Origin of the sequence: Micropruina sp. (genome assembly GCF_047606365.1) — a bacterium.
Lineage (GTDB): Bacteria > Actinomycetota > Actinomycetes > Propionibacteriales > Propionibacteriaceae > Micropruina.
Genome location: NZ_JASGEN010000157.1, coordinates 1 through 12,081 on the forward strand (window position 1 = coordinate 1; position 12,081 = coordinate 12,081).

13 protein-coding genes are annotated in these 12,081 nt (G+C 68.7%); 5 read left to right on the top strand and 8 right to left on the bottom strand.

The genetic code is table 11. The annotated features are described in order from the left end of the window. The 5 genes from QM624_RS17820 to thpR all read right to left on the bottom strand — a co-directional run. A partial coding sequence (locus tag QM624_RS17820; RefSeq protein WP_415094297.1) for a CDP-glycerol glycerophosphotransferase family protein occupies window positions 1-1,780 on the bottom strand: 1,780 nt, incomplete at its 3' end. Between the two features lie 4 nt (window positions 1,781-1,784). Continuing rightward, window positions 1,785-2,381, bottom strand: a complete 597-nt coding sequence (metW, locus tag QM624_RS17825) for a methionine biosynthesis protein MetW (RefSeq protein WP_415094299.1) — start codon at window positions 2,379-2,381, stop codon at window positions 1,785-1,787. After that, window positions 2,378-3,517, bottom strand: a complete 1,140-nt coding sequence (gene metX / locus QM624_RS17830) for a homoserine O-acetyltransferase MetX (RefSeq protein WP_415094301.1) — start codon at window positions 3,515-3,517, stop codon at window positions 2,378-2,380. The genes metW and metX overlap by 4 nt, the downstream gene beginning before the upstream one ends. A gap of 4 nt (window positions 3,518-3,521) precedes the next feature. Beyond that, window positions 3,522-4,802 carry an O-acetylhomoserine aminocarboxypropyltransferase/cysteine synthase family protein gene (locus QM624_RS17835; protein WP_415094303.1) on the bottom strand — a complete coding sequence of 427 codons (1,281 nt, stop codon included), beginning with the start codon at window positions 4,800-4,802 and terminating at the stop codon, window positions 3,522-3,524. 63 nt (window positions 4,803-4,865) lie between these two features. Further along, window positions 4,866-5,432: an RNA 2',3'-cyclic phosphodiesterase gene (thpR, locus tag QM624_RS17840; protein ID WP_415094305.1), complete on the bottom strand. Its 567-nt coding sequence runs from the start codon at window positions 5,430-5,432 to the stop codon at window positions 4,866-4,868. Window positions 5,433-5,493: 61 nt separating this feature from the next. On the opposite strand from thpR, the gene QM624_RS17845 reads away from it, so the two are divergent. From QM624_RS17845 to QM624_RS17855, 3 genes are all read left to right on the top strand, one after another. Beyond that, window positions 5,494-5,961 carry a GatB/YqeY domain-containing protein gene (locus tag QM624_RS17845; RefSeq protein ID WP_415094307.1) on the top strand — a complete coding sequence of 156 codons (468 nt, stop codon included), beginning with the start codon at window positions 5,494-5,496 and terminating at the stop codon, window positions 5,959-5,961. Further along, window positions 5,958-6,824, top strand: coding sequence for a polysaccharide deacetylase family protein (locus QM624_RS17850; RefSeq protein WP_415094309.1), 867 nt, complete (start codon window positions 5,958-5,960; stop codon window positions 6,822-6,824). Before QM624_RS17845 ends, QM624_RS17850 begins: the two co-directional genes overlap by 4 nt. A gap of 227 nt (window positions 6,825-7,051) precedes the next feature. Beyond that, window positions 7,052-7,735 (top strand): hypothetical protein, encoded by a 684-nt coding sequence (locus tag QM624_RS17855; RefSeq protein WP_415094311.1) that lies wholly within the window; start codon window positions 7,052-7,054, stop codon window positions 7,733-7,735. A 63-nt stretch (window positions 7,736-7,798) separates the two neighbouring features. Here QM624_RS17855 and dhaL read toward each other — a convergent pair whose 3' ends face one another. Both dhaL and QM624_RS17865 read right to left on the bottom strand, forming a co-directional pair. After that, window positions 7,799-8,437, bottom strand: a complete 639-nt coding sequence (gene dhaL / locus QM624_RS17860) for a dihydroxyacetone kinase subunit DhaL (RefSeq protein WP_415094313.1) — start codon at window positions 8,435-8,437, stop codon at window positions 7,799-7,801. 12 nt (window positions 8,438-8,449) lie between these two features. Beyond that, window positions 8,450-9,439: a dihydroxyacetone kinase subunit DhaK gene (locus QM624_RS17865; protein ID WP_415094315.1), complete on the bottom strand. Its 990-nt coding sequence runs from the start codon at window positions 9,437-9,439 to the stop codon at window positions 8,450-8,452. 488 nt (window positions 9,440-9,927) lie between these two features. Here QM624_RS17865 and QM624_RS17870 point away from each other — a divergent pair, with 488 nt between their 5' ends. Next, a complete protein-coding gene (locus QM624_RS17870; protein ID WP_415094317.1) occupies window positions 9,928-10,830 on the top strand; it encodes a cation diffusion facilitator family transporter in 903 nt (300 codons plus the stop codon). A gap of 68 nt (window positions 10,831-10,898) precedes the next feature. Beyond that, window positions 10,899-11,699, top strand: coding sequence for a siderophore-interacting protein (locus tag QM624_RS17875; RefSeq protein ID WP_415094319.1), 801 nt, complete (start codon window positions 10,899-10,901; stop codon window positions 11,697-11,699). Between the two features lie 43 nt (window positions 11,700-11,742). Here QM624_RS17875 and QM624_RS17880 read toward each other — a convergent pair whose 3' ends face one another. Beyond that, the gene (locus QM624_RS17880; RefSeq protein WP_415094321.1) at window positions 11,743-12,069 is read right to left on the bottom strand and encodes a hypothetical protein; all 327 of its coding nucleotides are present in this window, start codon (window positions 12,067-12,069) and stop codon (window positions 11,743-11,745) included. Window positions 12,070-12,081 lie beyond the last annotated feature (12 nt).

The following is a 12,081-nucleotide window of genomic DNA, read 5'->3' on the forward strand; positions in this document are numbered from 1 at the left end:
ACGCGGCCTGGGGGCCGCCGGGCGGGTCACCCAGGACGTGGCGCCGCATGGCCTGCCGGGCCGGCCGCAGTGGGTCGGCGCCGAGGGCGGCGTCCAGCACCTGATCGAGGTCGGCCAGGCCCGGGTGCAGCAGGTAGCTGGCCGACTGCGTCGGGTAGGCGGCGACGAAGTCCGCGGCCGGCAGTCCGGCCGGGTCGCAGGTGATGATGGGACGCTCGGTGGCCAGGAAGTCGGTGGCCACGCTGGAGATGTCCGAGACCAGCACATCGGCGGCCGCCAGGCATTCCGGCAACGTCAGGTCACGGTCGGCGACCACCAGATGATCGCCGGGCGCCTCCCGCAGCACGGCACCGATCTCGGCGATCGCGGCCAGCATCGACGGACGGGACACCCCGCTGGCCGGATGGGGCCGGAACCACACCCGCACCCGGCCGCTCGCCACCAACCGGCGGACCAACTCGACGCCCATGCTGTCCAGCGAGGTGTGCGCGGTCTGGTCGTAGTAGCCCTCGAAGGTGGGTGCGTACAGCACGATCGGCGGCTGCTGGCCGGTCGGTCCGATCGGCAGGCCGGCGACCTGCGGCCGCCCGATGAAGACGAAACGGTCCTCCGGCACGGCCACCCCGGCCGTCCGATAGCGTTCGACGGCCGCGGGTCCGGCCACCCAGACCTCGTCGAAGGCACGGGCCATGCCGTTGGCGCTGGTCGCCTTGTCGGAGTCGCCGTGCAGCAGCATCACGTGCTTCAACCGCGGGTCGCGCAGCAGTTGGCCGTTGCGCTCCCCGTAGGCGAGGTAGAACGCGATCCGCACCGACGGCACGATCAGCCGTTCCACGTCCTTCTGGCCGGGCGCGTAGATCACCGGATGCCGGGTCGCCGCCAGCGGGGTCAGCTGACTGGCCTCGCGCACCAGCAGCACCCCTGCCTCGGGCAGCGCGTCCAGGGCGGGCAGCCACTGGTTCACGATGTACTTCGACTGCCGGGCGGCCAGCGACACGTAGACCGCGAACACCGGCTGGGACGCCGTTACGTCGGCCACCAGCCGCTCACCCCAGCCGCGCTGTGCCCGGCTGAGCCGCAGCGCCGACAGCCCGGTGAACGCGGTGGCGGACAGAGCCAGCAGGACGGCGGCGGCGATCAGCCCGAGACCGATCCAGCCGCCCTCATCGCCGGATGCGGCGGTGAGCATGGCACCGACCAGAGCGACGGCTTCGATGGCGACGACAGCCCCCGGCGTCCCGACGGCGCGGGCGTAGACCCGCGCGTGCGCGGTGAACGGTTTCGGCTGCTGGGCAGCGCCCGGCAGGTAGGCCAGCGGTGGTGCGCTCCGGGACAGCCAGGTGGCCAGCACGGGCTGCAGCACCCAGGCCAGCTGCAGGAACAGCACGGCGGTGAGGTAGCCGAGTCCCGCAAAGTTCGCACCAAGCCCGAAGATCAGTGCCATCGCGGTGACGCTGCGCAGCAGGGCGCGCAGTGGTGCCCGCAGCCCGACCAGGTCGAGCAGCCGGGCCGCCGCGGTGTCCGCCCGGGTGGCCAGCCACTCCACCGACGCACCGGCGACCCACGCCAGCAGGCCGAGCCAGGGTGCACCGAACCAGGCGGTCAGCACCCCGATCACGATGCTCGCCACGATCAGCGGGAGTTGCAGCCGGCCTGCCCGCGATGCCCATTCGGCCGGCACCCGGCCCGGCCAGGCAGCCCGGGCCACCTCTTCCCACTCCGGGACGGGTGCCCGGCCGAGGCTGGCCAGCGACAACCCGCGGAGCCCGCCCAGCGCCATCGGGTCAGCCCCGTCCGAGCACGTAGACGGCGGCGCCGGCCCGCAGGTTCGCGGCCCGCAGGTGCTTGCCCAGCGGTTCGCCGGCCGACGACAGGTTGATCCGGGTCTCGATCTCGAGACCGAGCCGGGCGAACAGATCCTCCAGGTCGACCAGCGTGGTGAACCGCAGGTTGGGCGTGTCGTACCAGGAGTACGGCAGTTCGCGAGAGATCGGCATCCGGCCGCGCAGCAGCATCAAACGATGCTCCAGCAGGCCGAAGTTGGGTGCCGAGACGATCAGCCGGCTGCTGATCCGGGCCATCTCGCGCAGCACCACCTCCGGGCGGCGGATGGTCTGAATGGTGCGGGACAGCACCACCGTGTCGTAGGACGCCGCGGCGAACAGGCCCAGGTCGGCGTCCAGGTCGAGTTCCATCACTGGCACTCCGGACGCGACGGCGGCGAGCACCTTGTCGGGGTCGATCTCCACCCCGGTTCCGGTGCAGCCGTGCTCGTCCATCAGGTGCCGCAGCAGCGAACCGGTGCCGCAGCCCAGGTCGAGCACCCGGGACGCCTCGGGCACCAGGTGGGCGATGACGTTGAGGTCGGGACGCAGGGTCATCGCAATCCCTCCCGCAGCGTCCGTTCGAACCACGCCCGCAACGTGTCGTGGTACCGCTCCACCGGCAGCAGGAACGAGTCATGCCCCCACGGCGAGGGAATGTTGCGATAGCTGACCGGCTGTCCGGCGTTCTCCAGATGCTTGACGATCCGCCGGGAGTGCTCGGCGCTGAACCGCCAGTCGGTGTCGAACGACATCACCAGGAAGTTGACCGGGTTCGCCAGCACCGCTTCGGTGGCGTTCGGACGGCTGAACGGATCGAAGTAGTCCATCACCCGCGACAGGTAGAGGTACGACAGGGCGTCGAAACGCTCGATGAACACCTTGCCCTGGTGGTCGAGGTAGCTCTCCACCGCGAAGTCGATGCCGAAGCCCGGCTTGTCCCGCTCGGGGTGCGGGGTGCGTCCGAACTTCTCGCTGAACGCGTCCTCACTCAGATAGGTGATGTGCGCCATCATCCGCGCGGTGCGCAGGCCGAGCCTGGGCAGTGCACCCGCCTCGGAATAGCGGCCGTCGTTGAAATCCGGGTCGTCCATGATCGCCCGGCGGGCCACCGCCGAGAACGCGATGTTCTGCGCGTTGAGTCGCGACGACGCCGCGATGATGGCCGCGTTGGCGATCTGCTCGGGGTGCCGCAGCGACCACTCCAGCACCTGCATGCCGCCCAGCGAGCCGCCCAGTGCGATCAGCAGCCGCTCGATGCCGAGATGGTCGAGCAGCGCCCGGTGCACCGTGACGAAGTCGTCCATGTCGAGCAGCGGGAAGTCCAGGCCGTAGACCCGGCCGGTGGCCGGATCGAGGGTCGACGGCCCGGTGGTGCCCTGGCAGCCACCCAGCAGGTTCGCGCAGACCACGAAGAACCGGTTGGTGTCCAGCGGCTTGCCGGGACCGATCAGGTTGTCCCACCAGCCGGGTCGCTTGGCGCCCGGATGGAAACCGGCGGCGTGGGCGTCGCCGGTCAGGGCATGGCAGATGAAGACCGCGTTGTCGCGGTCGGCGGAAAGCGTGCCGTAGGTCTCGTACGCCACGTCGACCGGCCCCAGCGTCGACCCGCTGGCCAGTACCAGCGGGTCGGCGGCGGTGAACAGCCGGACGGTGTGGGTCTCGACCAGGCCGAGAGCACCGTTGTCGGTCATCGAGTCAGAACTGTGCCAGCGCCTGATCGAGGTCGGCGATCAGGTCGTCGACGTTCTCGATGCCGATCGACAGCCGGACCATCTCGGGTGCCACACCGGCGGTGACCAGCTCGTCCTCGGTGAGCTGCGAATGGGTGGTCGAGGCGCTGTGGATGACCAGCGACTTGGCGTCACCGATGTTGGCCAGGTGGCTGAACAGCTCCAGCGACTCGACGAACTTCGACCCGCCCTCGCGACCGGCCTTCAGCCCGAACGACACGATGCCGGACGCCCCGCGCGGCAGCAGCCGCTGAGTGGTCTCGTACCAGGGCGACGACTCCAGGCCCGGATAGTTCACCCAGGCCACCGCCGGGTGCGCCTCCAGATGCTTGGCCACCGCCAGCGCGTTGCTGCTGTGCCGCTCCATCCGCAGGTGCAGGGTCTCCAGGCCCTGCAGGAACAGCCAGGAGTTCAGCGGCGCCACCGCGGCCCCGGTGTTGCGCAGCAGCACCGTCCGGGCTCGGATGATGTAGGCCAGGTTGCCGACGGCCTCGGTCCAGACCACCTCGTGGTAGGCGTGGTCGGGCTGGGTGAGGCCCGGGAACCGGTCGGCGTGCGCCGCCCAGTCGAAGTTGCCCGAATCGACGATCACGCCGCCGATCGAGGTGCCGTGACCGCCGATGTACTTGGTGGCGGCATGCACTGCGATGTCGACGCCGTGCTCGAAGACCCGGCACAGGTACGGGGTGGGCACCGTGTTGTCGACGATGAACGGCAGGCCGAGCGCGTGCGCCGCGGCCGACCAGGCGTCCAGGTCGACCACGTTGACCTGCGGGTTACCGACGGTCTCGCCGAACACCAGCTTGGTCTTGTCGTCGACGTGCTTGGCCAACTCGTCCGGCTTCTCGGGATCGACGAAACGCACCTCGATGCCGAACTGCGGCAAGGTGTGGGCGAACAGCGCATAGGTGCCGCCGTACAGGGTGGACAGCGCGACGATGTTGTCGCCGGCGTAGGTCAGGTTGAGCACCGCATAGGTGATCGCCGACGCACCGGACGCCGTCGCCAGCGCCCCGACGCCGCCCTCCAGCGCCGTCATTCGGGTCTCGAACACGCTCTGGGTCGGATTCATGATCCGGGTGTAGATGTTGCCCGGCACCTTCAACGCGAACAGGTTCGCGGCGTGCTCGGTGTCGTCGAAAACGTACGACGTGGTCTGGTAGATCGGCACCGCGCGCGAGTTGGTCGCCGGGTCGGCGTCCTCCTGACCGGCGTGCACGGCCAGCGTCTCGGGCTGATAAGCCATCGTGGATTCACCCTTCTTTGGACAACCCGGCCAGCGTACCGACGCGGCACCGGGTTGCCCGCCTCACTCGGAGTCCGGACGTGCTGCCAGCTCGAAGCTGTGCAGCACCCGGTAGCGCGCACCCGAGGGGCGCAGCTCCGATTGGATCAGCACGAACGAGCCGACCTCGAAGCTGGCCGGCGGGAAACTCTCGACGATGCGTAGCCAACGGCTCAGCTCGCCGGGCCTGCGGCGTCGGGCCAGCGTCAGGTGCGGCCGGTGTTTGGCGTTGTCGGACGGCACGCCGACCCGATCAGCCGCCGTCCGGACGCGGCGGGACAGCGCGGAGAACTCGGCCGATCCGTCACCGACCGCCTGGAACAGCACGCGTCCGGCAGCCGGGTCGGGAAAGGCGCCCGCGCCGTCCAGGGTGAGCCGGAACGGTGCGCCGCGGACGTCGTGCAGTGCTTCGGTGAGCGGCTCGAGGCGGTCGTGGGTGACATCGCCGAAGAAGGCGAGGGTGAGGTGCCAGTTCTCGGCGTCCACCCAGCGCAGCTCGGAATCGGCGTATCGTCGTGGTTCCACGAACACCTCCAGCGCACCGAGCACCGGGGCGGGTGGCACGACTGCGGCGAACAGGCGCACTGTCATTCGGGGGATTTTACGCCAGTGGCAGAATGACCCCGGCACCCCCAAGAAAGGACATATCCCGATGGCAGCGAGCAAGGACCGCCTCAAGAAGGAATTGGTGGCGGCGATGAAGGCCCACGACGAGCTTCGCAAGTCGACCGTCCGAATGGCTCTCGCTGCGATCGCCAATGAGGAGGTCGCCGGCAAATCGGCCCGTGAACTGAGTGACGCCGAGGAGCAGGCCGTGCTGGCCCGCGAGGTGTCCAAACGCAAGGATTCCGCGGAGGCCTACAGCGGTGGCGGACGGCCCGAGCTGGCCGAGAAGGAACTCGCCGAGGCGGCCATCCTGGCCGACTTCCTGCCGCAGCAGCTCACCGAGGCCGAGTTGGCGGCGATCGTCGACGAGGAGGTCGCCGCGGTGGCCTCCGCCCTCGGTGCGGCGCCGACCATGCGCCAGATGGGCCAGGTGATGAAGGGCGTGACGCCGCGGATCGCCGGCCGGGGTGACGGTAAGACCGCCGCTGCACTGGTGAAGGCCGCACTGTCTTGAACCGGAAGTTCCCCGGATCGTGGCCCGACCGGGTGGCCTGCTTGCTGGTCGCCGCAGGCTTGGTGCTGACCGGCTGCCAGTACGCCGGTACCTCGACGACGCCGAGTGTCCGGGGCGGTGCCCCGGGCAGCACCGGCACCACCCAGGTGAAGCCACCAGCGGGTGCCGGCAAGGGCGAGTCCGGCCCGGGCAACCCGGCCAAACCCCCGACCGATGGGGGCACGAACAAGCCGCCGAAGGTGGCCAAGCCACCCAAGCGGCACGGCTATTCCTACCGCTACGGGCCCAACCTCACCGCCCGCGTGGCGCTTACCTTCGACGACTGCCCACGGACGCTCGCCGAGGAACGCACGGTGCTGACGGGTGCGGCCCAGCTGGGCATCGGCCTGATGCTCTTCCCCACCGGCTCGTGCATTCAGAGCAAGCGTTTCGACGCGAAGTTCGCCCGCAGTCATGGCCACTACGTCTTCAACCATTCCAACACTCATCCCCAGCTCAGCAAGCTGAGCTACGCCGGCGTGCTGAGCCAGCTCAGCCCGCCCGGCGTCCAGTCCCGGTACGGCCGTCCGCCGTTCGGTGACTGGAACGGCATGGTGGCCCGGGCCTACGCGGCCAAGGGCATGAAGATCTGGCTGTGGACGGTGGACACCAACGACTGGCACGGGTATTCCGAGTCCTACCTGGTGAACTACGTCAACCGTACGGCGCGGGCCGGCGACACCGTGCTGATGCATATGCAGTGGCACGGCTTCTCGGTGGACGCCCTGCGCAAGATGCAGGCCGGCCTCGCCAAGCGCGGCCTGGAGCCCTGCCGCAACTACGGCAAGCCCACCCCCGTCCGCTCCTGGACGGTCCGCTGCTGACGCAGCCCGTCGTCCCGACGAACGCCGATCTCGAACATCGGGGGACGGTTCTTTGCCGTGCGATTTTCAAACGTCGGGGGACGGTTCTTCGCCGTGCGAATTTCGAACGAGAAAGAACCGTCCCCAATGTTCGAGCCGGGCTGACACAGCCAGCTGACGCGGGATCTCCAGAAACGCTCGCCGGAGCACCCTGGCACCTCGGCAACAGACGGAAGTAGGGTGCGGCCATGAAACGCCTGCTGACGCTGCTGTCCCTGATGGTTCTGAGTGCCTGCACGATCGGACAGCCCAACGCCACGACGGCGGCCACGCCGGTGGAAACACCCAGCGTCAGCGAGTCGGTGTCCCCCTCACCCAGCGGCAGCCCCGAGTCGCCGGATCCCCAGGATTCGGCCTCGCCCTCCCCTGAACCCAGCGAACAGTCCACCAGCCCGCAGCCGAGCGAATCGGCGGCGTCGGAGCCGGACCCGAATGCCACCCCCTCCCCCAGCACGTCAGCCACCGGCTCGGCGGGCGCCTTCCGTGCTCCGGGCGAAGTGCTCGACCTGGGCGGCGAGGTGACCCTGACGGTACTGGACAGCAAGCGGGCGAAGGTCTCCGGCCATCGCGGCAATCAGGTGCTGGTGATGGTCAAGAGCTGCAACGTCACGGCCGCCGCCGGCATCGAACTCAGCTGGGACACCTGGGTGCTGCTCGGACCCGACAGCGAGGAGTACCCGGCCAGCACCACCCACGGCACCGCCGAACCCGCGCCGGTCTACCCCAACGGCAGCGGACGGCTCTACAAGCCGGGCCAGTGCGCCAAGGGCTGGATCGTGTTCGACGTGCCCAGCGGCGCGAAGCTCTCCGGCGTCCGGTACATGAACAGCAGCGGCGATTCGGGCCAGTGGCGGCTGAACGCCAACGTCTGAGCCGTTGACAGCAAAGATCCCGGCGTCCACCGTGCTGGCGGACGCCGGGATCTCGGCAAACGATCAGGCTCGCGCCTGGTATTCCTCCAACAGGCAGTTCATCAGCTGCCAGGACGACTGCGAACCGGGGTCGCGATGGCCCACGGAGCGCTCGCCCAGCCGCATCGCACGACCCTTCTTGGCGACCAGCGGAATGGTGTCGTCAGAGCCCTGCCGCATCCGCGCGACGAAGGCGTCGAGTGCCGCACCGGGATCGCCGGCGTCGGCCGCCTCGAGCACGTCGAGCCCGGGCAGGTAGCTGTCCAGCATCGTCTTGTCGCCCAGTTCGGCCTTGCCGCGCTGCTGGATCGAGGTCACCCCGGCCCGCAGCATGCGCCGGACGTCGTCGAAGGAGACCTCCGACTGGCCCGCCACCTCGGCGCCGGCCTTCATGAAGAAGCTGCCGTACAACGGCCCGGACGCGCCACCCACCTTGCGCAGCAAGGTCATGCCGACCAGCTTGAACAGTCCGGCCACGTCGGTGTCGTCGGGCAGCGCGTCGAGCTGCTTGACCACCTCACGGAAGCCGATGCTCATGTTGATGCCGTGGTCGCCGTCGCCGATGTCGCCGTCGAGCTTGGTCCACTCGTCACGGTTGATCTCGGCGGTCTCCGCCATCCGACGGAAGGCGGCGACGAAATAGTCACGATCGAAGTCAGCCATTGATGACCGCCCTCACTGCTTCAGGTAGGGGGTGTCGAAGGAGGCGTTCAGCCAACCCTTGAGCTCGTCGTCCAGCCGGACCAGGGTGACGCCCATGCCGATCATGTCCATGCTGGTCGCGTAGTTGCCCACCATCGACTTCGCGATCGAGACACCCTTGGAGCTCAGCACGTCGTGCACCCGGCGGTAGCAGATGTACTGGTCCATCAGCGGCAGGCCGCCCAGACCGTTGATCAGCACCGCCACCTCTTCGCCTGCCTTCAGATCCATGTCGGGCAGCACGATGCCGAGGATCTCGTCCATCACCGAGTCGGCAGACGCGATCTTCTTGCGTTCGATGCCGGGCTCGCCATGGATGCCCATGCCGACCTCCATCTCGTCCGCACCGATGTCGAAGATCGGCTTCCCGGTGACCGGCAGCGTGGACGACGACAGCGCGACACCCATCGAGTAGGTGTTGTCGTTGGCCTTCTCGGCGGCCGCCTTGACCGCGTCCAGATCGGCACCGGTGTTGGCCACCGCACAGGCGGCCATCAGCACGATCACGTCACCGGCCACGCCGCGGCGGTCGGCCTTGTCCTTGGCCGAGTAGACGTCGTCGGTGACCAGCACCGTCTCGACCCGGACGCCGTCCTCGGCGGCCATCTCGGCACCCATGTCGAAGTTCAGCACGTCGCCCTGGTAGTTGCCGTACAGGTAGAGGCAGCCCTTGCCCTGATCGACCGCGGTCACCGCGTCGTAGCAGGCCATCGGGTCGGGCGAGGTGTTGACATTGCCGATCACAGCGGCGTCGGCCAAGCCGGGGCCGACGTAGCCGAGGAACAGCGGCTCGTGCCCGCTGCCGCCGCCGAAGATGATGCCGACCTTGGGCTCGGCACTCAGTTCGGTGCGGACGACGACGCGCTCGTTGTCGGCCAGTTTGACCACGTCTCCGTGAGCCTTCACGTAGCCGTCGAGCAGCTCCTCGACAGCGTCGTAGCCGTCGTTGAGTAGGCGTTTCATCGAATGGTCCCTCTCGCTCGGGGGTGCGTCGTGCGCACCGATGTCGGTCGACGCAATGGTCTCGCCAAGGAGGCACTGCATCGGGCCGGTGAACCTGGTATGCACCGCTGACAACGGCTTCTACGCCGTGCGGTGCATGCCTTCAGTATCGCATGGGCTTCACGCAACCGACGAGAGGTGTGCCTACAAATCCACACCAAAACCTCACAATCCCACAGTGCGCCGCGTGGGCGGCAACGGGGATCAGGAGGGCAGACCGAACAGCAGAATCACCAGGGAGAGCAGTGCGCCGAGCAGGATGCCGCCACGCAGCAGGACGGATGAGTGCATCGGTAGCGTCATGGGGATCACTCCTGGATAGGGGCCGTTCCCTTGCCATGAGCAGCCTCGATCGTGACTGATACATCCACCGCCGCGCTATTTACGCAAGGCTCGGCGCGCACAATGTGCGTGGAGGCCTAGGCTGAGCAGCGACAGGAGGTGCGGTCATGTCGGGACACACTCATCAGCACGGCCACACCGGTGCCGTGCATCGCTGGCGACTCCAGGTGGCGCTGGCACTCACCGGGGCTTTCTTCGTGCTGGAACTGGTCGCCGGCATCTGGTCGGGCTCGTTGAGCGTGCTCTCCGACGCCGGCCATATGGCCGCTGACACGGTGGGGCTGACCGTCGCGCTGACCGCCTCTCATTGGGCGACCCGACCCGACCGCACCGGACGCCGCACCTACGGCCGCTACCGGGCAGAGATCTTCGCTGCCGGGTTGAGCGTGCTGCTGATGCTGGTCGTCTGCGGCTATGTGCTGATCAATGCGGTGCAGCGGATCGGCACCCCGGTGAGCGTGCCCGCGGGCGTGCTGGCGGTGGTCGGCATCGCCGGACTGGTGGTCAACCTAATCGCGCTGGCACTGCTGCGCGGCGGCTCGACCGAGAACCTGAACGTGAAGGGCGCCTATCTGGAGGTGCTGGCCGACGCACTCGGCTCGGTCGGCGTGTTGTTGGCCGGAGTGGGCACCTGGTTGACCGGATCTCCGCTGTGGGACCCGATCCTGGCGCTCGCGCTGGCCGTCTTCGTCGGCGTCCGGGCCGTCCGGCTGGGACGTGAGGTGATCGGGGTGCTCGGCCAGTCCGCGCCGCCCGGAATCGACCCGGACGACGCCAAGGTCCGGCTGGCCGGCGTGCCGGGGGTGGTCGAGGTCCATGACCTGCACCTGTGGACCCTGACGTCGGGCATGAACGTCGCCACCGCGCACCTGGTCAGCGCCCGGGACGCCGACACCGCCGAGGTCCTGGTCGCGGCCAGCACCGTGCTGCGGGAAGGCTTCGGCATCGACCATGCGACTCTGCAGGTGGAGCCGTCCGGCTCGAACGCCTGCCAGGGCACCGCCTGGTGAACGGCGTCGGAGACGCTTCGCCCCGCCAAGTATGGTGAGGCTAACCTAACTTTCTGGAGCGAGGGGTTGTGAGCGACTTTCCGCGGCTGATGCCGGCCAATCCGCGCATGTTCCATGCCCGCGTCGCGGGTACTCGGCGGATGTCTCCGTCGTTCCAGCGGATCACCCTCGAATCGACCGACCTCGCCGAGTTCCACTGGCGCGGGCTCGACCACTGGTTCCGGCTGTTCTTCCCGCTGGCCAGCGACGGTGGCCTCCGGCTGCCGGAGGTCCGCGGACGGCTCTGGTGGAAGTCGTATCTGGCCATCCCCGAGGAGCAGCGGCCGCACTGCAGCAACTACACCGTCGCCGGCTACCGCCGATTCGACGGCCGGGCCGAGTTGGACATCGACGTGGTGCTGCACTGGCACGAGGGGAAGCTGGCTCGGGTGGCCTCCTGGGCGGTGTCGGCGGTGCCCGGCAGCCCGGTGGCCCTGCTCGACCAGGGCGTCCTGTTCGACCCGCCCGACGACACCACGAACTACCTGCTGGTCTCGGACGAGAGCGGCCTGCCCGCACTCCGGGGCATCCTGCGCGATCTGCCCGCCGACGCGGTGGGCACCGCGATCATCGAGGTGCCGGCGCATGATGATGTGCTACCGGTCGAGGCACCCGAGGGCGTCCACGTCCGGTGGATGCCGCGCGACGAGCCCGGGAGTCACGCCGGTGTCGCAGCCCTGCGCGCCCTCGAGGCGGTCGAGGTGCCGTGCCCCGCGTCCTACGCGTTCGTGGTCGGCGAGTCGACCCTGGCCACCGAGGGTCGCCGGAGGCTGCAGCGCGCCGGGCTGGCCAAGGAGCGGATCACCTTCTCAGGGTTCTGGAAGGCCTGAGGGTCGGCCGACGGGGTTTCGACAAGCTCAACCAACGACAGGTTCAGTCGAAGTTCTGCAGCTTGTAGCCGTGTGCGGCGCAACCGTCGCGGATCATCTTCTTGTTCTCGTCACTGACCTTCTCGGGGTGGGCCAGGAACTCGATGGCGACGTCGAGCCACTGCTTGCTCTCCCCCGTCACCGAACCCGAGTCGCGCAGTTGTTCCATACCGCTCAACGCGACCTTTCCGACCGCCGACCCGGAGGCGGCCACGGCGTCCAGCGCGGGGCAGCCGACCTTGTAGGCGTCGTCGACACTCAGCCCGGCCTGGCTGCAACCGGACAGGACGACGACGCCGGCGGCACCGGCCAGCAGGGAACGAGCGAGCATGCGGATCAGTCT